This window comes from Methanofollis liminatans DSM 4140, from assembly GCF_000275865.1.
GTDB lineage: Archaea > Halobacteriota > Methanomicrobia > Methanomicrobiales > Methanofollaceae > Methanofollis > Methanofollis liminatans.
Genome location: NZ_CM001555.1, coordinates 1778313 through 1800726, shown reverse-complemented (window position 1 = coordinate 1800726; position 22414 = coordinate 1778313). Strand labels below are relative to the sequence as shown.

23 protein-coding genes are annotated in these 22414 nt (G+C 58.7%); 8 read left to right on the top strand and 15 right to left on the bottom strand.

Annotated features, from left to right (window positions below):
- Nucleotides 1–54: 54 nt before the first annotated feature.
- Nucleotides 55–843 carry a CBS domain-containing ParB/RepB/Spo0J family partition protein gene (locus METLI_RS08875; protein ID WP_048104190.1) on the top strand — a complete coding sequence of 263 codons (789 nt, stop codon included), beginning with the start codon at nt 55–57 and terminating at the stop codon, nt 841–843.
- Here METLI_RS08875 and METLI_RS08870 read toward each other — a convergent pair.
- A complete protein-coding gene (locus METLI_RS08870) occupies nt 840–2018 on the bottom strand; it encodes a nucleotidyltransferase family protein (protein WP_048103749.1) in 1179 nt (392 codons plus the stop codon). The two genes, METLI_RS08875 and METLI_RS08870, sit on opposite strands and share 4 nt — an antisense overlap.
- Nucleotides 2019–2134: 116 nt before the next feature.
- Here METLI_RS08870 and METLI_RS08865 point away from each other — a divergent pair, with 116 nt between their 5' ends.
- Together METLI_RS08865 and METLI_RS08860 are read left to right on the top strand one after the other, a co-directional pair.
- On the top strand, nt 2135–2656 hold the full coding sequence (locus tag METLI_RS08865; RefSeq protein ID WP_004039588.1) for a YkgJ family cysteine cluster protein: 522 nt from the start codon (nt 2135–2137) through the stop codon (nt 2654–2656).
- A gap of 3 nt (nt 2657–2659) precedes the next feature.
- Complete coding sequence (locus METLI_RS08860) at nt 2660–2911, top strand: hypothetical protein (protein ID WP_004039587.1); 252 nt, start codon at nt 2660–2662, stop codon at nt 2909–2911.
- On the opposite strand, the gene METLI_RS08855 is transcribed toward METLI_RS08860, so the two are convergent.
- Nucleotides 2908–3249: a hypothetical protein gene (locus METLI_RS08855; RefSeq protein ID WP_004039586.1), complete on the bottom strand. Its 342-nt coding sequence runs from the start codon at nt 3247–3249 to the stop codon at nt 2908–2910. The genes METLI_RS08860 and METLI_RS08855 overlap by 4 nt on opposite strands.
- A gap of 37 nt (nt 3250–3286) precedes the next feature.
- Entirely contained in the window at nt 3287–4768 is a 1482-nt protein-coding gene (locus METLI_RS08850; RefSeq protein WP_004039585.1) for a cobyric acid synthase, read from the bottom strand.
- 151 nt (nt 4769–4919) lie between these two features.
- Here METLI_RS08850 and yciH point away from each other — a divergent pair, with 151 nt between their 5' ends.
- On the top strand, nt 4920–5225 hold the full coding sequence (gene yciH, locus METLI_RS08845) for a stress response translation initiation inhibitor YciH (protein WP_004039584.1): 306 nt from the start codon (nt 4920–4922) through the stop codon (nt 5223–5225).
- 348 nt (nt 5226–5573) lie between these two features.
- On the opposite strand, the gene METLI_RS08840 is transcribed toward yciH, so the two are convergent.
- From METLI_RS08840 to METLI_RS08785, 12 genes are all read right to left on the bottom strand, one after another.
- On the bottom strand, nt 5574–6611 hold the full coding sequence (locus tag METLI_RS08840; protein WP_004039583.1) for a type II secretion system F family protein: 1038 nt from the start codon (nt 6609–6611) through the stop codon (nt 5574–5576).
- Nucleotide 6612: 1 nt separating this feature from the next.
- A complete protein-coding gene (locus METLI_RS08835; RefSeq protein ID WP_004039582.1) occupies nt 6613–7536 on the bottom strand; it encodes a type II secretion system F family protein in 924 nt (307 codons plus the stop codon).
- Nucleotides 7529–9892, bottom strand: coding sequence for a type II/IV secretion system ATPase subunit (locus METLI_RS08830; RefSeq protein ID WP_004039581.1), 2364 nt, complete (start codon nt 9890–9892; stop codon nt 7529–7531). The genes METLI_RS08835 and METLI_RS08830 overlap by 8 nt, the downstream gene beginning before the upstream one ends.
- On the bottom strand, nt 9885–10511 hold the full coding sequence (locus METLI_RS08825; protein ID WP_004039579.1) for a hypothetical protein: 627 nt from the start codon (nt 10509–10511) through the stop codon (nt 9885–9887). Before METLI_RS08825 ends, METLI_RS08830 begins: the two co-directional genes overlap by 8 nt.
- Before the next feature lie 115 nt (nt 10512–10626).
- On the bottom strand, nt 10627–11412 hold the full coding sequence (gene minD / locus METLI_RS08820; protein ID WP_004039577.1) for a cell division ATPase MinD: 786 nt from the start codon (nt 11410–11412) through the stop codon (nt 10627–10629).
- Nucleotides 11413–11535: 123 nt separating this feature from the next.
- The gene (locus METLI_RS08815; protein WP_004039575.1) at nt 11536–12129 is read right to left on the bottom strand and encodes a hypothetical protein; all 594 of its coding nucleotides are present in this window, start codon (nt 12127–12129) and stop codon (nt 11536–11538) included.
- Nucleotides 12130–12780, bottom strand: coding sequence for a roadblock/LC7 domain-containing protein (locus tag METLI_RS08810; protein ID WP_169313810.1), 651 nt, complete (start codon nt 12778–12780; stop codon nt 12130–12132). It lies immediately after the preceding gene.
- A 34-nt stretch (nt 12781–12814) separates the two neighbouring features.
- A complete protein-coding gene (locus METLI_RS08805; RefSeq protein WP_048104189.1) occupies nt 12815–13162 on the bottom strand; it encodes a roadblock/LC7 domain-containing protein in 348 nt (115 codons plus the stop codon).
- Nucleotides 13163–13171: 9 nt separating this feature from the next.
- Nucleotides 13172–14575 (bottom strand): Ni/Fe hydrogenase subunit alpha, encoded by a 1404-nt coding sequence (locus tag METLI_RS08800; RefSeq protein ID WP_004039570.1) that lies wholly within the window; start codon nt 14573–14575, stop codon nt 13172–13174.
- Nucleotides 14572–15489 carry an NADH-quinone oxidoreductase subunit B family protein gene (locus METLI_RS08795; protein WP_004039569.1) on the bottom strand — a complete coding sequence of 306 codons (918 nt, stop codon included), beginning with the start codon at nt 15487–15489 and terminating at the stop codon, nt 14572–14574. Before METLI_RS08795 ends, METLI_RS08800 begins: the two co-directional genes overlap by 4 nt.
- 6 nt (nt 15490–15495) lie before the next feature.
- On the bottom strand, nt 15496–16050 hold the full coding sequence (locus tag METLI_RS08790) for a hydrocarbon binding protein (contains V4R domain) (protein ID WP_245529352.1): 555 nt from the start codon (nt 16048–16050) through the stop codon (nt 15496–15498).
- Nucleotides 16051–16058: 8 nt separating this feature from the next.
- Nucleotides 16059–16304 (bottom strand): 4Fe-4S dicluster domain-containing protein, encoded by a 246-nt coding sequence (locus tag METLI_RS08785; RefSeq protein ID WP_004039567.1) that lies wholly within the window; start codon nt 16302–16304, stop codon nt 16059–16061.
- A 108-nt stretch (nt 16305–16412) separates the two neighbouring features.
- On the opposite strand from METLI_RS08785, the gene METLI_RS08780 reads away from it, so the two are divergent.
- The 4 genes from METLI_RS08780 to leuS are packed head-to-tail and all read left to right on the top strand — an operon-like array spanning nt 16413 to nt 22374.
- Nucleotides 16413–17210, top strand: coding sequence for an A24 family peptidase C-terminal domain-containing protein (locus METLI_RS08780; RefSeq protein WP_004039566.1), 798 nt, complete (start codon nt 16413–16415; stop codon nt 17208–17210).
- Between the two features lie 4 nt (nt 17211–17214).
- Nucleotides 17215–17577, top strand: a complete 363-nt coding sequence (gene hisI / locus METLI_RS08775) for a phosphoribosyl-AMP cyclohydrolase (RefSeq protein WP_004039564.1) — start codon at nt 17215–17217, stop codon at nt 17575–17577.
- A gap of 27 nt (nt 17578–17604) precedes the next feature.
- Complete coding sequence (locus METLI_RS08770) at nt 17605–19554, top strand: PINc/VapC family ATPase (RefSeq protein ID WP_004039563.1); 1950 nt, start codon at nt 17605–17607, stop codon at nt 19552–19554.
- A 27-nt stretch (nt 19555–19581) separates the two neighbouring features.
- Complete coding sequence (gene leuS, locus METLI_RS08765; protein WP_004039562.1) at nt 19582–22374, top strand: leucine--tRNA ligase; 2793 nt, start codon at nt 19582–19584, stop codon at nt 22372–22374.
- Nucleotides 22375–22414: the final 40 nt, after the last annotated feature.

Here is a 22414-nt window from a genome sequence, read left to right as displayed (position 1 = left end):
CAAAAGTATATATATATCGAATCCTTCAAGTAGCGTTGGTCAAAACAGATGATGATGGACAAAAAACGGGTCAAAGATTACATGACCTACGATGTCGTCACGGTGGGTGTGCAGGCGACCGGGCGCGATGTCATTGAGAAGATCCAGAAGACCAAGCACGACGGTTTTCCGGTGGTGAATGACCAGAAAGAGGTTGTAGGATATATTGCGGCACGGGACCTCCTTGCAGTCCATCCGGGAACGCCGGTCGAGCGGATCATGAGCCGTCACCTCATCGTTGCCGATCCTGAGATGAGCATCAACGACGCCGCACGGGTGATCTTCAGGTCGGGCATCCAGAAGCTGCCGGTGGTGGACGAGAACAACCGTCTTATCGGGATCATCTCGAATGCCGACGTGATCAGGTCGCAGATCGAGCATGTCTCCCCTGAAAAGGTGTACAACTTCATGGACACCCTCCGCCGCCTCCACGGGATCGAGCCGACGGTCAAACGCGGCTATGTCCCGATCGACGAACTCCTCCCCACGCAGGCGCGGATCTACGAGGACGAACTCGAGGGCAGGATCTACGAGATCAAGAAGGGGCTCGCCGAACCGCTGATCGTGGTGAAGCGCCCGGGGCGGTATATCCTGGTCGACGGTCACCACCGGGCGATCGCGGCGAAACGGCTTGGATACAAAACGCTCGACGCCTATATCATCCTGATCGCGGAGAACCTGGAGCTCGGCATGGAACGGACGGCGCAGGCGCAGAACCTCAGGACCCTCGATGACATCAAGGTGATGGATTATGCCCGCCACCCGCTCGTTGCCATCACCCACAGGCTTGTGCGGCAGAACTAGGATCCTTCACACCGCAGATCATATTTTTCGTTGAGGACGTGCTCCTTGACCACGGAACCGTCAGGCACGATCACCTCGGGCCACAGCCGCGTCCCCGAGTGGATGGTGACGTTGTTCTGGATGACCACTCTCGGACCGATAACCGTATCGTTCTCGATGGAGCCGTTATCCCCGATGATCGTGTCGTTGTCGATGATCGCCCCTGAGACCGTGGTGCGGTTGCCGATGACCACCTGGTTGTAGATCGAGGAGGAGAAGATCTTTGCATTGCTCTTGATCACGCAGTCTTCGCCGATGCTCGTGTACGGGCCGATCAGGACGTTGCTCTCGATGGTGGTGCCGCGCCCGATCGAGACCGGGCCGATGATCTGGGAGTTGGTGCCCAGGGAGAGGGAGCCGCCGAGGGAGACCGGGCCGATGATCTTTGCTCCCTTGACATGAAGGTCGCCGGCGATGTTCGTCGTCGTGATCTCCTGCAGCTTCCAGCGCTCGGCCTGCCGCAGGGAGCGCGGGCTGCCGACGTCGGTCCAGTTACCGCGGGCAAGCCAGCCCTTGATTGTTCTCCCTTCGGCGAGGAGGCGGGGAAAGACGTCCCGTGCAAAGTCCACCTTCTCTCCGGCCGGTATATAGTCGAAGATCTCGGGGTTGCAGACGTACATCCCGGTCGAGGCGAGGTTCGAGAAGATCTCGCCGGGGCCGGGCTTTTCCTTGAAGCGCTTGATCGCGTAGGTGACGTCGATCTCGGCGATGCCGTACTCCGAGGGGTCGTCGATGGAGATGAGTCCGATGGTGGCGATTGCGTCGCTTTTTAAGTGTTCACGATAGAATTCGAGGAGGTTTAAGTCTGCCACGTGGTCGCCCCCGACGACCAGGAAGGGTGTGCCGTTGAGGAACTGCTGTGCATTTTTGACGCTGCCGGCGGTGCCGAGTTTGACGTCCTCGTGGACGTAGGTGATCTCGGCGCCGAAGAGCGATCCGTCGCCGAGGGCCTGCTCGATGTCGTCCCCCTTATAGCCGAGGGTGACCACCATCTCGGTGAAGCCGAGGTCGGCGAGGTGGGTGACGAGGTGGGTGATCGACGGCCGGTTCACGATTGGAATGCAGGGTTTCGGGCGTTCAAAGGTGAGGGGGCGCAGGCGCGTGCCCTCGCCGCCGCACATGATGCAGACCTTCATAGAGAATAGTGGCGTGCGTTGGGATTTTAACTTGTGGGGGCGTGTGGGGCAGAGCGTATCCTGCCGGAGGAGCGACGGGCACAAAGGCTATGTATGCACCGGGCGAGGATCATGCCATGAGAGAGGAACCCTTCTCCTGCACACTCTGCGGCCGGTGCTGCATGGGGTCTGGCCGTTACATCGCCGTTCTGAAGCAGACCGGCCCGCGGGAGTACAGGTGCAGGGAGACGATCACCCGCCGGGAGTTCACCGCACGGGTCGAGGACCGCCATCTCTCCCTCTTTGCGCGGCCGTCAGTGCAGTGGACGCATCCGGCGGCGTGCCCGTTTCTCAGGCAGGACGGGGTGACTTATCTCTGCACGATCCGTGCCTCCCGCCCGCCGTTCTGCCGGGAGTACCGTTGCGTGCGGATGCGCGTGGAGAAGGGCGCCGCCGCCGTCGGAGAACTCCGGGGGAAGACAGGCCTGAAGACCAAAGACGCTGCCCTCTTGGCCCTGTGGGAGGGGCGGATCGCCCACCTCGACCTGCAGGATCGGGAAGGGCGTGCCGAAGCGGCCCGGATTCTTGAGGGGGCGGGCTATGATCCTGTCTGGTACGTCGAGGCAGAGGATTTAACCGGAACGGCGCCGCCATCATGATCGATGAGGGTGCTGAAGGTAGAAGAGGGGCGCGTTTCCTGCCAGGAGGGTGTGCCCCGCAGCCTGGAGAACTGCCGGTTTTGTGTCCATTCCAGACAGTTCTTTGAAAAAGGGCGATGGGTGGCCTCCCCTGCCCGAGCCTACTGCATGCGTTCGCGATCGACCGACGAGGTCGATCTTGCGAAGGTGACCGCCGTCGAGTGCGACGACGACGGGAGCGAGGGGTTCAGGAGCATGATGTCGATCATCAGTTAATCGCGTTTCCAGAACTCCCAGGGATAGCGGCTCTGGTAAGGCACGCAACGGGCCTCCTTTTCGTAATCTGACTCGAGGGTGTGGTGGACGAGGCGGACCTCGTCCCGCATATTCTGTACCAGGGCCCTGAGGTCATCCAGGTCTTTCCTGATGGTGGCGAACTCCTCGAACGTACGCTGCGTTTTTATTTCCACCTCGCCGTTTTCCTGGAAGCGTGCGAATCCCGCCTCGATAAGTTCGAGAATCGCCTCGTTTCTCTCGATATTGTGCTTCTTTGCAAAGGTGTCAATGCTGTCAAGCATTTCCGGGTCAAGGGTGAAGGAGCATCTCATCACCATGCGGTCTCACTCCATGCGTTGCCTGCCGGCATTCTGATCATGGTGGGCCCCCTGCCGTCTTAAAGCTGGCAGTGCCGTCCTGCCGGGAAAGGGCGGCGATCGCATCCATGTCCAGGTGCGCCTCCAGCAGTGTGGCAAGGCGGTCATAGGGGTCGCCCTCGCCGGCGGCGCCGGTATAGGGGAGACCTTTTTTTCCTGCAAGGTACGAGAGCAGCCCGTCTGTGGCCTGAGGGTTGGCGAAGAGTCCGTGCAGGTAGGTGCCGAAGACCAGACCGTCGGCGCTGACCGCTCCATCGTTTCCGAAAGCCGGAGTGCACCCCCTGTTCTCTGTCTCGCCCATATGGATCTCGTAGCCCTCCACCTCCCCGAACCGCGAGAGGATGGGCGGGGCGTCTGCCGCCCGGTTCCGGACCTGGCGCGTGGTTTTTTTGTAGGCGGAGAAGGTGGTCCTGACGTCGAGGAGACCGAGCCCATCGGCCTCCTCCGCTTCCCCTGACTCATAGCCGGCGTCGGTAAGGCGCTGCCCGAGCATCTGGAACCCCCCGCAGATCCCGATCACCGGCACGCCCGCCGCCCGCATCCGGCAGATTTCGTCTGCCATCCCTGAACTGCGGAGCACTTTGAGGTCTTCTATGGTGTTTTTGGTCCCGGGAATGATGATGCAGTCGTAGCCTGAAAGGGGTTTGCCGGGCGTTACGTAGGAGACAGAGGCGTGGCGTTCAAGGAGTTCGAAGTCGGTGAAGTTCGAGATGCGGGGAAGCCTGATGACGGCGATCCTGATCGGGCTCCCGCCAGCCTGCTTGTCGCCGATGGAGAGGGAGTCTTCTGAGGCGATCGCGAGGTCGGCGTACGGGAGGATGCCAAGGACCGGGACACCGCAGAGTTTTTCCAGCAGGCCGACGCCTGAAGAGAAGAGGTCGGGATCCCCTCTGAATTTGTTCACGATGATGCCGGCGACGAGAGGTCGGATATCCTCAGGGAGGAGGCTGACGGTGCCGTAGGCCTGGGCAAACACCCCGCCGCGCTCGATGTCGGCGACCAGGATGATCGGGAGGCGTAGTGCCCTGGCGAGCCTGATATTTGCGATGTCGCGGTCATAGAGGTTCACCTCGGCCGCCCCGCCTGCTCCCTCAACGACGACGGTGCCGTAGCGCTCTTCAAGGTTTCTGAAGGCCTTCAGGGCCTCTTCAAGCAGGGTGTCGGTCTCAGAATAGTAGTCTTTAATGTGCACGTCCCGGTACGGCCTGCCGAGGAGCACGATCTGGGAACTGGCGTCCCCTCTGGGTTTTAAGAGGACGGGGTTCATCTCGGCTGTCGGTTCGACTTTTGCCGCCTTTGCCTGAACTGCCTGGGCGATGCCGATCTCCGCGCCGTCTTCCGTCACCCATGAGTTGAGGCTCATGTTCTGCGATTTGAAGGGTGCGTTTGTGATCCCCCGGTTTTTGAGGGCGCGGCAGAGGCCGGCAACGACCGTACTTTTTCCGACATGCGATGCTGTCCCGAGTACCATCAGCGACATCAGGGTGAGAGTTTGAGCGTCAAGACGGATAACGAGTGCGATCGGTCAGGAAGGATCCAGCACCGATCGCCCTCGAAGAGGCTTCGGCCCATCTGATGGACGCGATAATTCATGCCAAGAAATATATAACGAGAACTTGAAGGTATAATCAATGAATGGTGGTATCTGTCCCAAATGCGGACTACCAAAGGAACTGTGCATCTGTGAGGAGGTCGCGAAAGAACAGCAGAGGATCCAGGTGAAGATCAATAAACGTCGGTACGGCAAAGAAGTCACCGTCATCGAAGGCCTTGATCCCTATGATATCGACCTTGTCGACCTCACCAAATTCCTTAAAGCAAAACTTGCCTGTGGCGGGACGGTGAAGGACACGTCCATCGAACTTCAGGGCAATCACAAAGAGCGTGTTAAGGAACTGCTTGCCAAAAAGGGGTATAAATTGGAGCAGATAAACTAATCTCCTCCCCCATTTTTGCTATTTTTCTGTATCTGGCGTCATCGATCTGCTTCTGATTTTCTCGATCGGCCCGGTGCTGGAATGCCTTCTTTTTATTACTGTTACTTTCCCCAAGACTCACGCGCCGGGGATCTCGCCTCATTGTTGTGGCGTGAACGGGAAATAATAGAAGCGAAGGAGAGATCGCCTGCCATCCGCGGCACTCCCTCTGTTCGTGCTATGGACGCAAAAGCCCTTAAACGCTCTCAACATCTTTGCACCCTATCGCGGGGGAGGTCATCCCCTCATCTCGATTTGCCTGAGTGCAGTCAGACGAAAGAGAGAAGAGCAAAAAAAGTTCGTCTCTCTTCAGGCCATGAACCTGAAGGTCACCCATGCGATGATGAGCATGATCGCCGAAAACTTCAGCCCTGCGGTCGCCCTGGCCTCGCCCATCTGGCCTGCGACCAGACCGGAGAAGAACCCCATGATCATTGCCGCATGGGAGAACAGGCGTTTGTAGAGGTCTATGTTTACGTTGCCCATGAAGGTGGATCCCGCTCCCGACGCCGCCGATGCGGCGCCGGCCTCTGCCATGGTGGTCAGGAAGGTAGACTCCAGGACCAGGATCACGAAGAGGAAGACAAAGAAGGAAACGAGGATGATCACCTCATAGATGATCATGTTGTTTGCCCGCTCGGTCTTGAGGTTGATGAACTCGTAACTGTCTACAGCGGCTGCCCTCAGCACCTCAGAAACGTCGCCGCCGGCCTTGCTCGCTTTTGCGATCAGGTCGACTGAACGCTCGGCGAGAGGGGTTCCGAGCCGTTTGCCGAAGGTGTAAATCGCATCGACGAACGGGATGCTCCACGACATGTCCACGTCAAGTTTTCTGATGTACGGCGTCAGCGTTCCGTACTCGCCCCTGGCGACGATATGGACGGCGTTCGGGAGCGTCATCCCGGAATCGTTCATACCCGCGACGTCCCTGAAAAAGTTTGGCAGGGCGTTTTCCAGGCTTTTCTCCCGTTTTGCCTCGATAAAATCGAGAGCTGCAAGCGGAACGACCGGGATCAGCACGGTGATCACGATCACATCGTCGATCATCGTGGTGTTGAAGAGGGCCCACCAGCCGTAATCCACGATGATGAAGGAGAAGCCCACGATGAAGACGAGGAAGGCCAGGGGGAGCGTGGCGATCAGGCTGTTTGTCGGGGTCTCGGTGAGCACCTCGAAGGGGTGTTTCAGGAACCGGCCGATACCGCTCTGCATCTTCCGCCGTGTATCGATCCTGGCAATGATCTCCTGTTCCTGCCGCTCGTAGCGGTCGAGTTCAGATGGCTGCACCGGGGCGTTGCCTCTCTCCCCGCGGTTAAAAAGGTCGTTTACCAGCGTCCGAAAACTCATATCACACCTCCGGGGTCATGGAACTGATCAGGATGACGAACATGATGCTCCCGAACGGGACGATCAGGTAGATGATGATGATCAGAAAGATCGGGCTTGCGTCCCCTCCGATGATCGACATGATCGACTGGAGGATGATCAGGAAAAGGGTGCCCGCCACCATCGCCGTGACATAGGACTCGGCGATAAGCCCGAGGGTTTCAAGGAAACCTTTCTGCTCCTGGTGGTTCTCCTGGGTGTACTGGGTCGCCTTGTTCCTGAAGTAATTGGTGAGGTTCGCACCTGAGGATATCGTCGCCATCGCCCCCTGCAAAAACTCCTTCATCCGCGGACTCGGGGTAAAGGTCGATACGATCCTCATCGCTTCGATGAGGTCCTTGCCGAACATGTCGATCTCGCGCGTGATAAAGCGCGCCTCGACAGCGGTTTCACCGTAGATCGGGCTCTCGCCCAGCAGCCTGAAGACCTCGGCCGGCGTGATACCGGCCGTGGACATGGCGGTGACATAGTTGATCGCATAGGGAAGGGTGGCGTTGATGTTGCGCCGCCGGTTTCCGGCCACCACCTTCGGGTACATCATGAAGGAGAGATAGGTGACCCCGCCGAAGATCAGCAGGGAGAGGGCGACGGCGATCGATGTCCCGATCAGGAGCCTGAAATCAGAGAGGCCGGTTAGAAAGCCGGGCACCGCTCCCCGGTAGGTGATCATCGACGGGATGTTGAGCAGGAAAGTGATGGTGCCGATGAGGAGGGCCATCCCCAGCCCCGCGATGAGTGACGAGAGGTAGGCTGTGGAGAGATATGCCTCGAAGGGCGTTTTTATCCGCGCCTGCATCAGGTCGCTCCTGAGTTCCACGAAATCGTCCCTTCTGCTCTTCGCCCGCGCTCCCAGAAGGTTGAAACTGAACCGTTCAAAGCTATTCATAGAGATCACCCCTGACGATCTTCATCACTGCGTCCGGGTCGCGGAAGTAGGAGATGAGCATCTTCGAGACGTCGCGGTAGTGCCTGATCTTTTTCATGCGCATCCATTCGAGGATTTCCTGCCGCCGTTTCAGTTCCTCTCGCATCCTCGCCTCGCTCCATCCCCGCGTCTCCATGATCGCCTCAAGCACATACGATTTGCCCGAGTACCTGATCTCGTCCGTCGCCTGGTGCCAGGAGAAGACCTCGTTCGTGATGAGTTCGTTTGTCCTCGGGTCGATGTCCAGGATCTCGATCATGTGTTTGTTCCGTCTGATCCGCTGACCGCCGACGCGCGCCTGCACCTGGACGCAGACGAGGTTCAGGGCGTTGAGCATGTTCCTGGGGACATTCAGGGGCGGGTTTTCAAGCCGGTGGACGACAGAGGCGACCGAATCGGCGTGCATCGTAGCATAGGTGACGTGGCCGGTTGACATCGCCTGGAAGAGGGTCTGGGCCTCTTTGCCGCGCACCTCACCGACCACGATATACTCGGGACGCTGACGGAGAGCGGCACGGAGGAGTTCGTACATGTCGATCTCGCCCTTGCCGCCGGTGTCGAAGGAGTCCCGCGTCACCGAGGGGATCCAGTTCGGGTGCGGGAGTTTGAGTTCCCTGGTGTCTTCGAGAGAGACGATCTTTGCCTGCGGCGGGATGAAGAGCGATATGGCGTTGAGAGACGTCGTTTTACCTGACGCCGTGCCGCCCGCGAAGATTGCGGAGTTCCCCGACTCCACGGCAAGCCAGAGGAATGCGATGGAGAGCGGCGAGAAGGTGCCCCACTCGATCAGGTCGGTCGGCGAGATCGGTTCGTCCTTGAACTTCCTGATCGTGAAGGTCGAACCGTGGGCGGTGACCTCCTTGCCGAGGGTCATCTGGATACGCGACCCGTCTGACATCGTGGCGTCGAGCATCGGTTCTGCGATCGAGATGTATTTGCCGGCCCGCTGGGCGAGTTTGGTGACGAACGAGTCGAGATCAAGGGCGTCGGTGTACATCAGGTTCGTCTTGATCGACTCATAGCCCGAGTGGTAGATGAAGATCGGGTTGTCCAGACCGTCGCATGAGATGTCCTCGATATACTTGTCGTGCATGACGGCATCGATGAGTCCATCGCCGAGGAAATCACGATCGATTGCGTATAGTATCTTCTCTCTGGAGACTGGCGTGAGATTGATGCCGTAATCCGAGATGATCTCGTCCGAATAAGTGCGGAGCAGGTTCTGCGCTTCGGTACGAGAAACCTCTTTGGTGTTGACGTCGAGGCGTTCGAAGAGGCGGTCCTTGATCTCGCCGAGCAACTCCTTCTCGGCCTCTGTGATCTCGGGCTCGATCACTTCGTAGGTGTATTCATGCGACGTGTTGTCGTAGACGATCCTGACGTAGGCGTAGGGCTCGTTGACCGGATAGAGTTCGATCTCCTCGATCCCCGGCGCCGGGGTGAAGGTGAGGTCGACGAGGGGGCCGTGGAGACGGGGGTTGTACTCCTCGACGCTGTGGCGGAGTTTGGTGAACAGATTGAACTTCTTGAGAAGACCGCCGGTATCTTCGTCGTCCCTGCCGATGACGACGTTTCTGGCCTCATCGGTAATATTCGAGAAATTTTTGTTCCAGAGGCTATCGATCTCGGGCGGAACGCCGCTCACGCCCGGGGTATGGGTCCGTGTCTCAAAGTCAAGGGCGAGTTCTTCGACGTCGAAGGTCGCCGCTCTGGGCAGGATGAGTTCGGAGAGGGAGTCGATGTCATCTGCATCGGCGATCCCGGGTACGGCATCGGCCGGCAGATCTGCCGACCCTTTTGACCACCTGGTGGTGCGGGAGCGGGGTGCGGTGGCTCCGGGAAGGGCGGCACATACGCTTTTGAGGGCCTCGCCTGACAACGCCGGCATCGGATCAATTCCCCCCTCCTCAGCGGCCGGGATCTCCGCGGTTTTTTCTTCTCTGAAGAGGGCGTCGACGACCGATTTCAGCGCCTCAAGGTTTTCAGGATCGATCACCGGGGCGCCCACGGGAGTTTCCAGGCTTTCAGGCTCTTCTCCGGCATCTTCATGGGAGATGTCCTGGTATTGCTGGGCCTCTCTCTCTTCTGGCCCTTTGTCCGATATGGGGCCCATCTCGCGCGGGTCTCTGATCAGGTCGGTGATCTTTAACTGATCTTTTCTCCCGACCATGGATTTGAGCACATCAAAATCATCCCCTCCGCCCACAGCAGGTTTCTGCTCCGGGGTATCGGCAGGTGCCGCTTTGTCCTCCTCAGTCCGGTTTATCTTTGTCAGGATGTCGTGCAACCGTTTTCTTGAGCCTGTGTTCTTAGTCATCGGTCATACCGTCCAGTTCTATGATGAGTTCACTCCTCTTTCCGTTGAAATCGACAAGGAACGAATACGTCTCCCCTGTCCTGCTGGCGACCACGACGTCATAAGGGCCGTTAATAAGCCTGAACGAGACCTTCCCGTCCCCGGTGGTCACGTCGCTCGCGATGACCTGCCGGCCTTTTCTGATCGATACCCGAACCCCTGACTGCTGAAGATCGTTTCGGACGATGAAAAGTGAGAGCACGCCGGGCATTCTTCTCTTCGCGCCGATCTCCGGTATATCTGCGGATAACTGGTGAGGGAAATGGCCGCGGTTGAATACCCGGCAGTGTGCGACCACGATCTCGACGGCCTTTCTGTCGACCGCGTAGAGTTCGTAGTCGTCCTGGTCTGATATTTTCAATACTGCCGAATCTCCATAAAGCGCTCCCAGTTTGTCCTTATAGATCGCGCCGGTCGGTTCACCGCGGGAAAAGAGGATCACGGCGCTCCTGTCGCCGTCGACGACGATCGCAATTGCACCGCCCTCGCTCCTTCCCTGCTTGACCGTGGCAAAATAGGGGTATGACCCCAGATAACGCGACTGGCCGAGGATTTCATTGATAACGTCCATGATCTCCATGGTCCATTCCCCTGTTCTGGATCATACCCGACCACTCCGTTATCGCCGACCTGCTCCTGGCAGAGGCTTTACGTGTGCCCGCTCCTGCGGAAAAACGGAGATTCGGCCGGGCCCTTTAATGGCCCCCTCCGAAGAGGGTGTGGGCAAGCCTGTCGATGAAGTTCTGTTTTCTCTCCTCGGTCTCCTCGGCATACTCCACGCCTGCAATATCTGCGGCAATGCGCCTGAAGGCCCGTGAGGATTCCGATGCTGGATATTTGACGACAACGGGTGTCTTGTACGCGGCCGAACGTCTGACATTGGGGTCTTCGGGGATCATATCGATGACCCGCACGCCAAGCACGTCTTCAACAGAGTGTCTCCTGATCTCGGTGTTTTCCATTCCCGACCTGTTGATGATGGCGCCGTAGACTTTTCCTCCCACCATTTCGGTGAGGATCTTCGTCTTGAGCGCGTCTGCCATCGAGGAGAGCTCCGGGTTCACGACAAGGATCACCTCGTCGCAGATGGCCAGCGCCACGACGCCGTCCTTGCTGATACCGGCGGCGGCGTCCACGAGAAGATAATCGCACCGGTCGACAAGGTCACGCATGACGTCGCGCAGGTGATCCGGGTCGGCGTTCTGGAAGCCCTGGAGAGAGATTCCGCTCGGCACAACCTTTACTCCGTTCGGGCCTTCGTAGATGGCGTCCTCAACCTTTGCTTTGCCGGCGAGAACCTCATGCAGCGTCACCGGTGCATCTTCCAGCCCGAGGACCAGCCCCAGGTTTGCCATTCCGATATCAGCGTCAAGAATATAGGTCTCTTTGCCGAGCTGGGCAAGAGAAGTCCCGAGATTGACGGTTACGGTTGTCTTCCCGGTCCCCCCTTTCCCGGATGCGATGGTAAATGCCCTGATCAATCCGACACCTTCTACTCCATTGATTGTGAACTATGGTATTTAAAAATTTTTAAATTGTCGCTGGCCGCTACTGTCCATTAATCTAACATTAGAGCAAAGAACTTTAGAATGAGGGGTTAAGGGTCAGGGGTCCTCTTTTCTCTCCCGGGAGATGAGGTGCTCCATATGCATCTCCCTGAGCAGGTCAGATGCGTCGGCCTCGAAATTTTCAGAGAGTTTTTTGAGGGCTTCTATGGACGATGTATTCAGGACCTGTTTTTTATCGGGTTCATGGCAGATATCGTGTTTTTGTACCCGGTTTTCAGTATTTTTCTCGGCTTCATCTGCTTTTATGATCCGTATGGTGGCGTTCCGTGTGTTGTGACCTATTCTGACCGCTTTTATGGTGGTCATTCCCCCGGGACCATTCTCCTCCTCCTCAATCTTCATGCCTTCATTGAACAGGATGAGCGTATCGATGTCATGTGCTGGAAACGCATGGAGACCGGCCCTGACGACGACGGTCGAGGTCTCGATCTCCCTGAGTGCCTGCCGGCCTGCAAGGGCGCCCGTTTCTGCACAGACCGGAACGCCGGCTTTAAACAGCACCGCGCCCCTGAGATCGCCGGCGCCAAAGGCCAGCGCTCCTGTGAAGCCGTTGCTCCGGCACCGTGAGATGATCTCTTTTAGAGGAAGCCTCAGGGAATGGGCAGGCTGGCCGGATATTGGGAGGCGCACTTATTCACCCCATCGTATGCTCCTGAGAGCAAGCCTGACCAGCCCGAGGTTTGCATTCGAGGCGGTGAGGATGCAGATAGAGAGGTCGCCGAACGGGGCGATGATCAGCTTTCCGCCGGGCGTTTCAAGAATGATCTGGTCAAGATCTCCGGTTTCCAGGTCCCTGGCGATCTTCGACCCTGCCCTGAGCAGATCCTCAGCGACGGCGGCGATCCGATCGAAGTCTGCGGCCCCGGCAGACTGGACTGCGAACCCCTCAAAAAACGCTGAGACGGCGATCACGCCGGGCTGCGAGAGGATCAGGTCGAGGGCTCCGTCGGTCAGGGACGGGGCAGATCTCTCTTCAGGGACGGCGCAGGGCGGGGCCTCGGACTCTTTTATGAGGGCATGCCCGCTCTCTCTGCACAGCTGGAGCGCTTCCCGGTACTCGTTCTCGTCGTACCTGAAGAGCATGCATGCCGGGGACTTTTCATCGGCAAGGAACGAGATCGCACGGTCTGCGGCAAGATCGCGTGTTCTGTCTTTAAATCCGGCGGCAACAGGGTTGCCTCTCTCTGAGAGGATAAATCCCTCCCCTCCTCCGCTCTGGATCCGCACGATTGCATAGAACGCTTCGGTGAAGGGCAGCACCTCATCGATCGGTGCTTTCATGCTCCCGAAATTCTTTCCTTCAGGCAGAGTCATGTTAGAGTGCTGCAATTATCCTTTCCCTGTTCTTTTTGAGTTCGTACCTGATCCTGCCGATGTTCACGCCGTCATTTGCGACGATCGCGATCATCTCGTCCTCTGAGAGGGGTGAGAGGAGGATGGGGCCGTTTTCCAGCTCGACGAGCATCTGGTTCAGCTGTCCCTTGCCGAGTTCGGCACCCATCGCCTCTGACGTGCCCATGCCGGTGGATGCCATGGCGCCCAGGGCGTCGGTGTCGATATCGCCCGAAATGGCGTCTTCGATCACGAAACCGTCACGGCCGACGACGACGGCAGCTGTTACGCCATCCAGCCTGAGAAATTCCATCAGTATCTGTTTGAGTATCTCCATTCCTCAGTTCACCTCTCTTATCATGACTTTTGTACCCCCTCTGCCGTCTGGACGGCACACTTCGATCCGCATGGGCATCCGGCCGATCGCATGGGTCGCACAGGAGATGCATGGATCATAGGCACGGATGACAGTTTCGATCCGGTTTGATGCCTCTTCCGTGAGCTCGCCATTTTTAATCACTTTTCTGGCAACGTCTTCGACGCCCCGGTCCATGGCATAATTGTTCTGGCAGGTGGCGACGATCAGGTTGCACCGCTCGATGATTCCGTTCTCATCGACCGAATAATCGTGGATGAGGGTGCCGCGGGGTGCCTCGATGATCCCGACACCCCGCCGTTGCACCACGCCGCCTGTCCGGGTGCGGACATCGGTGCCGGTGATGCCGGGGTCTTCGAGGAGTTCGACCGTCCGCTCGCATGCGGAGAGGAACTCGACGTAGCGGGCGACGTTGTAGGCGAGAGCTGCCTGGGAGAAACGCTCGAACACCTTCCGGTATTCGGCAAGGGCTGCGTCGGCCTTCGGCGTGCCCATCCTCTCCACGATGTTCAGCCGCGCCAGGGGGCCGACCCGGTAGTACTCCCCTGATGCGAGTTTGCAGAATTTCAGGTATGACCAGTCCTCAGAGTACTCCCTGACGTGGTGCAGGTAGTCCTCGCCGGTGAAAGATCCAAGCGGTTTGCCGTCTTTCCCGACGATCTGCACCTCGCCGCCGCTGATCGCATGGGTTCCGTTCTCGCTCATGCCCATGAAGGCGGTCTCGACGGCCCCGAAGGAGGGGTCGAAGCCGTCCATCATGCCTTTTGCAATCTCCCATCCCTCTTCGGCGATCATAAGGCCTGCCTTTGCAGACTGGAGGAGCGTCTGCTGCTGATCGGTGGTGAGGGGACGGGACATCCCGCCGGGAATGGCGTTTGAAGGGTGGATCGGTTTGCCGCCGACGGCCTCGGTGATGCGCTGGCCGAGTTTTCTCACCTCGATCGCTTTCTTCGCGATCTCAGGAGAGCGTTTCGCAAGCCCGATGACGTTGCGCTCTTCTGGTGCGGCGTCGCCGAGGAGAAAGTCCGGGGCGGCGAGCATGAAGAAGTGGAGGGCGTGCGAGTGGATGAACTGCCCGGCCATCAGGAGTTCTCTCAACATCCTGCCGGTCTGCGGGGGTTGGGCGCCAAATATCTGATCGGTCGCCCGTGCCGCTGCTACGTGGTGGGAGGTTGGGCAGATGCCGCAGATCCGAGGGGTAATCCGGGGCGCCTCCTCGATGGCCGCACCGATCAGGAACTTCTCAAACCCCCGGAGTTCGACGACGTTGAAGTGAGCGGACGAGACCTCGCCTTTCTCGTCGAGGTCGATGCGCACCTGCGCGTGCCCTTCGATCCTGGTCACCGGCGCGATGGTCAGGCGGGTCATGCGCCACCCCCCTTGACGAGGTCGCGTATCTTTGATATCTCCTTGTCTTCCATGATCAGGCTCCCGATGGTGAAGGGATACATCGTGTGCGCCACGTCGTAGAGCTGTTTTTCGATCTCTTTTTCAGGGATATCGGTGAGGTCGGCGATCCGCCTGACCATCATGTTATGGATGTCCCGGCAGGGCTCCCTGAGGATATCGAGGGACGGGCCGTTGCAGCCGTGGCAGGGGATGTTGTTGTGCGGGCAGGCGGCCCCGCACCTGCCGAAGGTGACCGGGCCGAGACAGAGATAGCCCTGCCCGAGGAGGCAGTGTTCTCGATCGGGCGTTTCCTCGTAGCGCCGTTTCAGGTGCCAGTTTTTGACGTCCCCCATCTTCCGGTCGCATTCCGAGCAGACCGATTTCTTGGAGAGCTCGATATGGTCCCCGGCAATAAGGGCCGGGAGGATCGTCCTGAGGAACTTCTCCTTTGGCGGGCATCCGGTGATATAGTAGTCCACCTTGACAAGGTCTCCGACCGCAAACGCCCGGTACAGGAATGCGGGGACGTCTTTTGGTATGATATTCCCCTTCTCTGCGGTCTCCACGCCCTGGTAGACGCAGGCAAAAAGATCTTCCGCTTTCCCGAGCATGGAGAGGCCTGACACTCCGCCGTAACATGCACAGGTGCCGAAGGCGATGAGCTTCTTCGAGCGTTTTCTGAGCAGTTTCAGGCGCTCTTCATTCTCTTCGTTCCTCACCGCCCCGGTGACGAAGGCGATGTCGATCCCTTCGGGGGGTTCTTTGGCGTCCATGATCACGGGCGAGTAGACGATATCGGCCTGAGCGACCACGTCGAGCAGGGCTTCATGGAGGTCGAGGATGGAGATGGTGCAGCCCGAGCACCCGGCCAGTTCTTCGATTGCGATTTTCATGGCCAATCACTTCAGGATCAGTTTTTTCAGGCAGGCGTTCGGGCCGGTGTGCACGATCTCCAGTTTCGCCCGCCGACCGGTGATCTCCTCGATCGCTCCGACCACATAGCCGTACAGTGTCTGGCAGAGGGGGCCGCCCTGCTCCATCCCGTTGCGGCGGAGGGTCTGGCGGACGATGCAGTCGTGGAAGACGAGATAGATGAAGGTCTCGCCGTTCTCGGTGACGACGTAGTTTTCTTTGTCCTCTGGTTTCCAGAGTTCGAAGGTGTACTGGCCGTGGAGGATGTAGGAGAGTTCGCGCAGTGCTTCTTCGATGTCCTCGTTCTTCCGGAAATATTTCGCCACCTCATGACCGAACTTCTTTCCCGCCCGGTAGGTGACGGCGTTCGCGCCCCGTCCGGCAATCTCTTCGAGGGACTTGATGATCAGTCCGTTCATCTTCATGACGCCGTGGAGGGTCTGCTCCATGTCCTTTGCGCTCGGAGAGCAGGACATCGGGACGTCTTCGGCACGGAAGACCGTGCCGGTCTTGAACTGACGGTTCATTTCGTCAACGGTCATTTCTGTCATCATAACACCCGGTTGATCATTTCGCAGACGCGTATATCGATATAATGACGTTTCGAGGGGTAGACGCCGCGATGCTCGAGCGCCTGGGCCGGGCAGATCTCGTGACAGGAGAGGCAGCCCATACAGTTTTCAGGCCTTACCGGGACGCTGACACCATCTTTGAGCTCGTAAACCCGCATCGGACAGTCTTTTACACAGAGGCCGCAGCCGTTGCAGGCAGCAGCATCGACAGATATCTCTATCACTCACACCACCAGATACAGTACAGGATACATCAACTGTCCTATTCACCAGTATTAATAATTATTGATAATTGTTTGCTCCTATAACATGACAAAAATGGAGAAATCGAGATGATATCGCTTCCGCTTGCCATTGCCTCGGCTGCAGTGGGCCTGACGCTGCTGTATGCATCGGTCCTCGACCACCGCGATCGCCGGGTCCCGTTTGTGACCTGGTATCCGATGCTCGCCGTCGCCGTGCCGTCTGTCTGCCTCTTCTATGCCGGTCTGGTCATGGGAGGAAATGGCGGGACGGCCCTGTACCTGATCGCCCTCTCCCTGCTCATTTCTGCTCTCTTCTACGCCTTTGGGGTCTTCCACCTCTTCGGCGGGGCCGACGCCTGGGCGCTCATCTTCCTCTGCATCACTGTCCCGGCATTCCCCCTCGAACCGTTGTGGGGCGTCCCGCCGACGGGATTTTTCCCGTTCTCCGTGCTGGTCAATGCTCTTCTGCTCAACCTTGCGGCGCCGCTCATCCTCTTCTGCTACAATCTCCTTCGGGGCAACAGGGCTCCGTTCCCCTTTATGTTCCTTGGCTACCCGGTGGAGGGCGGTGAGATCCAGCGCCACTTCGGCTTTGTGATGGAGGAGATCGGGGAGGACGAGAACGGAACGCTCGTCCGCAGGTTTATGCGTCTTCGAGAGATGCTGAAACGGACGGTGCGCGGGGGCGAGCGGCGGATGTACACAAAAGACCTGCGCGAGCACCCCGAGCGCTACCGGAAGGAGCTCGCCCTGTACCGACGGGCAGGAACGGTCTGGATCTCCTATGCCGTCCCCTTCATCATTCCGATCACCGCAGGCTTCCTCTGGACACTCTTTATTGGCGATATCGTCTTTATGATCATGAAGATGCTTGCAGGAGTCTAGAACAATGGAACTGAACTATACCGGCGGGCTTGTCCCGGTGATTGTGCAGGATCAGGCGAGCCGCGAGGTGCTGATGCTTGCATGGGCTGATGAGGAAGCAGTGCGGCTGACGCGGGAGACCGGGTATGCCCACTACTGGTCGCGCAGCCGGAAACGGCTCTGGAAAAAGGGCGAGGAGAGCGGACATTTTCAGGTTGTGCGCGAGATTCGGGTCGATTGTGATGAGGACACACTCCTCTACCTCGTCGAGCAGCAGGGTGCCGCCTGTCACACGGGTCATTACTCCTGTTTTTACCGTGATATCGACGGTGGGGAACTCGCCCGCCCTCTTATCGATCCATCAGAAGTATATGCTAATAAGGAATAAAGACACGTAAAATATGGTGAATTTTTTATGAAAATAGTGCCTGATACGAGTGTCGTCATCGACGGACGCATCACCTCAATGATAAAAACCGGGGAATATACAGGATCCACAATAATCGTTCCGGAGGCAGTGGTTGCCGAGCTCGAAGCCCAGGCGAACCAGGGGCGCGAGATCGGCTTTTCCGGACTGACAGAACTTCAGAATCTTTCCCGGATGGCGGCCGAAGGAACTGTTGAACTCAGATATGTCGGCGTGCGCCCAAGCCTTGATCAGGTGAAGCTGGCGAGCGGTGGGGAGATCGACGCCCTGATCCGGAACGTCGCTCTTGAATATGACGCCACCTTCATCACCAGCGATGTTGTGCAGTCCGAGGTGGCGAAGGCGAAAGGGCTCGACGTCATCTATCTCAAACCCCAGATCGGTGAATCGACCCCGCTCATTCTTGACGGTTTCTTCGACGAAAATACGATCGCCGTACACCTCAAAGAGCGCGTTCCTCCCGTGGCAAAGAAAGGCACCATGCATGAGATGCACCTTGTGCAGATCAGGGACGCTCCCATGACCGAGTACGAACTGCGCACCATGGCGCAGGAGATCCTCGAACGAGCTAAACGCGATCCCGACGGCTTTATCGAGGTCGAACGCCGCGGGATAACTGTCGTCCAGATCGGGTCGATCAGAATCTCCATCGCTCGCCGTCCGTTCTCGGACGGGATGGAGATCACCGCCGTCCGCCCGATCGTTGATGTCGCCCTTGAACAGTATGCCATGGCAGATCTGATCAAGGAGCGGATCACCGACAACCGTTGCGGTGTGTTGATCGCCGGGCCGCCCGGTGCCGGCAAGAGCACGCTTGCCCAGAGCATCGCCACATTCCTTTCGGAGAGCGGTTTTATCGTCAAGACCATGGAAGCGCCGCGGGACCTTCAGGTGCCCGACAACATCACCCAGTACACGGCCCTTGAGGGGAGCATGACGAACACCGCCGAGGTGCTGCTTCTGGTCCGCCCCGATGCGGTGATCTTTGACGAACTCCGGAAGAGCGAGGACTTCAGGGTCTTTGCCGATATGCGTCTCGCCGGTGTGGGCATGATCGGTGTCGTCCACGCGATGCAGGTGCAGGACGCCGTCCAGCGGGTCATCGAGCGGATTGAAGCCGGTGTTCTGCCTCAGATCATCGGTACCATCGTTTTTGTGGATAGCGGCGAGATCACTGGCGTATACGATCTTGATTTCTCGATCAAGGTGCCTGAAGGAATGCACCCCGAACTGCATATGAGGCCGGTGACGACGGTCAGGGAAACCTCAACCGGTGCAATCGCCTGTGAGGTCTTCAAATATGAGGGCGAGACGATTGTGATGCCGGCACGCCGTCTCCAGAAGGAGGCCCCTGCCCGGGCATCCCCTGTTCAGAAAACGCCTGTTCTTGAGGCGCAGATCGAAGAACCCGTCCAGGCTGAACCCGAAGAACGGTATGCCTCCCTGCCTGAGGAGGAAACCGGAGATACCCCTTGGCATGCATCAGAGCGCGATATTCAGCGTGAACTCTCCAGGTTCACCGACGGCCCTGTCGACGTCTTCATGAAGAGCGACACCAAGGCCGTCGCCTATATCGAGGACAAGGACGTCCCGGCCGCTATCGGGCGCGGCGGCAAGAATATTGCAGGGATCGTGAACAAACTCGGGATCGGGATCGATATCAGACCGAGATCTGAACTCCCGCCCCCTGAGATCAACCAGGTCGAAGAGGTGCCTGCAAGCGGCGGGTTGAAGATCCGTATCGAGAAGAGACACCTCACCCTGGTCGCCCCTGAGTTTAAGGAAGCGATCGTCGATGTGTTCTCCGGCAAGGAGTATCTCTTTACGGCGACGGTGAATGAGAAAGGCGAGATTGAACTTGCGAAAAGCAGCAGCATCGCACAGGAATTGATACGCAGATACAACGACAACGAGACGATCAGACTGAGACCGGTATGACGTGAAAGATCTTGGGAGTGACAAAGCGTGGCTGAATGGGATATACAGAAACTGGAAGAGAAGTACCGGGATATCTGGCCTGCAGCATTCGAGGCAGATCCTGATGGAAGAGAGAAGTTTTACCTGAACGTTGCCTTTCCGTACCCGAGCGGTGCGATGCATGTGGGGCACGGCCGCACCTATATGGTCCCCGATGTGATCGCCCGTTTCTGGAGGATGCAGGGGAAAAACGTACTCTTCCCAATGGGCTTCCACGTGACCGGCACGCCGGTGATCGGGATATCGCGCCGGATCGCAAAAGGGGATGCCGGGACGATCCGGCTCTATCGCGACCTCTATCGTGTGCCGCAGGATGTGCTTGACCGGTTTGACGACCCGATGACGATCGTCCGCTATTTCGCCGGCGAGTACGAGAGGCTGATGCGCCGGGCCGGGCTCTCGATCGACTGGCGGCGCCGGTTCATCACGGTCGACCCGCAGTACTCGAAGTACATCGAGTGGCAGTATCACCACCTCCACGAAGGGGAGCATGTGGTCAGGGGCGTCCACCCGGTGAAGTACTGTCCCTCCTGCGACAACCCGGTCGGCGACCACGACCTGCTCGAGGGCGATAAGGCCGAGATCATGAAGTTCACCCTGGTGGTATTCGACTGGCAGGGTGCGAAGATCCCCTGCGCCACCCTGCGGCCCGAGACGATCTACGGCGTCACGAACCTCTGGGCGAACCCGGGCCTCACATATGTGCGGGCGAAGGTGGACGGGGAAGAGTGGGTGCTCTCCCGCGAGGCGGCCTACAAGCTTGAGATGCAGGACCACACCGTCGAAGTCACCGGCGAGGTTGAAGGCTCAGAACTCGTCGGGTCGAAGGCTTCGCACCCGCTCTGCGGCGAGGTGCCGGTGCTGCCCGCGGATTTCGTCGACCCCGATATGGGCTCGGGTCTTGTAATGAGCGTCCCGGCCCATGCGCCCTTCGACTACATCGCCCTCCGCGACCTCCAGAAGGAGGGGCGGTATGGGGAGATCGCCCCGGTGGCGATCATCAGGACCGAGGGGTACGGGGAGTTCCCGGCGAAGGATGCCGTAGAAAAATCCGGCATCCTGAACCAGAACGATCCGAGAATGGACGAGGTCACGCGTGAGGTATACGGGGCAGAACTGCTCAGGGGAAGGCTGCTCGATACCTGTGGTGTCGTTTCAGGGAAGCCGGTCAAAGAAGGGCGTGATACGATTGCCGCCCTGATGATCGAAGAATACGGTTCGAAGGAGATGTTCGACTTCGATACCCGCGCCGTGATCTGCCGCTGCGGCGGTCGCGTCTATGTGAAGATCCTCCATGACCAGTGGTTCCTCCAGTACTCTGACCCTGTCTGGAAGGAGCAGGTCCACGGCCAGATCGACCGGATGAGCATCGTGCCGGCCGAGACCCGTGCCGAGTTCGACCGGACGGTGGACTGGCTGAAGGACTGGGCGTGCACCCGGCGGGTCGGCCTGGGGACGAAGCTCCCCTGGGACCCGGCATGGATCATCGAGCCCCTCTCGGACTCGACCCTGTACATGCTCTTCTACACGATCGCCCACCATATCAAGAAGATCGAGCCGGAGAAACTCACGCCCGACGTCTTCGAGTACATCGTCTTCGGGACCGGGAATCCGACGAGCGTTCCGAGAGAGACCCTCGATGCGATCAGGCAGGAGTGCCTCTACTGGTACCCCTATGAATACCGCTTCTCGGCAAAGGACCTCATCTCGAACCACCTCACCTTCCAGCTCTTCCACCACCTTGCGGTCCTGCCCGAGGACAGGCAGCCGAAGGGCATGGTGATCTTCGGTATGGGTCTCCTGAACGGGGCGAAGATGTCCTCTTCCAAGGGCAATGTCGTCCTGCTGGAAGACGCCCTGAACGAGTTCGGGTCTGACACGGTGCGGATGTTCCTGATAGGCTCGGCCGAGCCCTGGCAGGACTTCGATTGGCGGAACGAACTGGTGATCGGGGCGAAGAAACAGATCGAGCGGTTCTGGAACGAAGTCACGGAGGGGATCGCCGTCGAGGAGAACGACGGCCGCGAGATCGACGGCTGGCTCATCTCGCGCCTGCAGCACCGGATCGAGAACGCCACCAGTGCGATGATGAACTTCCAGACACGGCAGGCGCTGCAGGAGAGCTTCTTCGGGATCGAGGCCGATCTGAAGTGGTACCGTCGCCGCCTTCCGACGATCGCGCCGGGTTCGGCTGCAGTCCGCGAACTCTGCTCGGCATGGGTGCGTCTGCTCGCCCCGATCGTTCCGTACACCTGTGAGGAACTCTGGCACCTGATGGGCAACGAGGGTTCTGTGGCCTTTGCCCCCTGGCCGGCTCAGGACGCTGCAAAGATCGATATGGCGGCCGAAATCGCCGAAGAGGTCCTTGCCCGGACGGTCGAGGATCTCGAGTCGATCATCAAGCTCATCCAGATGGAGCCGAAAGCGATCAATCTCTATGTGGCGCCGGCGTGGAAACGGCAGATCTTCGAGATGGTCGCCGCCGCCGAGGACCGGACCGACGCCGTCCGTCTGGTGATGGCAGACGAGGGGCTGAAGGCCCGCGGCAAGGCGGCCGTGAACGCCGCCCGCCAGATCACGAAGTTCATCCACCGCCTCCCACCGCAGTTCGTCGCCGATCTCGTCTCGGGCAACGTCGACGAGAAGGCGGTCTTTACCGCCGCCCGCGAGTTCCTGGAGCGCGAGTTCGGTGTCCAGGTGAACATCCTGGACGCCGAGGGGAGCATGGAGGCGAAGGCCGACGCCGCCCTTCCGTTCAAGCCCGCGATTGTGATCGAATAACCCCCTTTTTTTGAGGATGGGCAAGATGTATCTGCTCGGG

Bases quoted from the DNA above. Each gene is read 5' to 3' on its own strand.
- METLI_RS08860 (WP_004039587.1), top strand. From the start codon at position 2,660: ATGAGGGTGCTGAAGGTAGAAGAGGGGCGCGTTTCCTGCCAGGAGGGT.
- METLI_RS08795 (WP_004039569.1), bottom strand. From the start codon at position 15,489: ATGAAAATCGCAATCGAAGAACTGGCCGGGTGCTCGGGCTGCACCATC.
- METLI_RS08780 (WP_004039566.1), top strand. From the start codon at position 16,413: ATGATATCGCTTCCGCTTGCCATTGCCTCGGCTGCAGTGGGCCTGACG.
- hisI (WP_004039564.1), top strand. From the start codon at position 17,215: ATGGAACTGAACTATACCGGCGGGCTTGTCCCGGTGATTGTGCAGGAT.
- METLI_RS08855 (WP_004039586.1), bottom strand. From the start codon at position 3,249: ATGGTGATGAGATGCTCCTTCACCCTTGACCCGGAAATGCTTGACAGC.
- METLI_RS08850 (WP_004039585.1), bottom strand. From the start codon at position 4,768: ATGTCGCTGATGGTACTCGGGACAGCATCGCATGTCGGAAAAAGTACG.
- METLI_RS08835 (WP_004039582.1), bottom strand. From the start codon at position 7,536: ATGAATAGCTTTGAACGGTTCAGTTTCAACCTTCTGGGAGCGCGGGCG.
- METLI_RS08800 (WP_004039570.1), bottom strand. From the start codon at position 14,575: ATGACCCGCCTGACCATCGCGCCGGTGACCAGGATCGAAGGGCACGCG.
- METLI_RS08840 (WP_004039583.1), bottom strand. From the start codon at position 6,611: ATGAGTTTTCGGACGCTGGTAAACGACCTTTTTAACCGCGGGGAGAGA.
- METLI_RS08870 (WP_048103749.1), bottom strand. From the start codon at position 2,018: ATGAAGGTCTGCATCATGTGCGGCGGCGAGGGCACGCGCCTGCGCCCC.
- METLI_RS08875 (WP_048104190.1), top strand. From the start codon at position 55: ATGGACAAAAAACGGGTCAAAGATTACATGACCTACGATGTCGTCACG.
- METLI_RS08830 (WP_004039581.1), bottom strand. From the start codon at position 9,892: ATGACTAAGAACACAGGCTCAAGAAAACGGTTGCACGACATCCTGACA.
- METLI_RS08810 (WP_169313810.1), bottom strand. From the start codon at position 12,780: ATGAAAGCACCGATCGATGAGGTGCTGCCCTTCACCGAAGCGTTCTAT.
- METLI_RS08825 (WP_004039579.1), bottom strand. From the start codon at position 10,511: ATGGAGATCATGGACGTTATCAATGAAATCCTCGGCCAGTCGCGTTAT.
- yciH (WP_004039584.1), top strand. From the start codon at position 4,920: ATGAATGGTGGTATCTGTCCCAAATGCGGACTACCAAAGGAACTGTGC.
- METLI_RS08865 (WP_004039588.1), top strand. From the start codon at position 2,135: ATGAGAGAGGAACCCTTCTCCTGCACACTCTGCGGCCGGTGCTGCATG.
- METLI_RS08790 (WP_245529352.1), bottom strand. From the start codon at position 16,050: ATGACCGTTGACGAAATGAACCGTCAGTTCAAGACCGGCACGGTCTTC.
- METLI_RS08770 (WP_004039563.1), top strand. From the start codon at position 17,605: ATGAAAATAGTGCCTGATACGAGTGTCGTCATCGACGGACGCATCACC.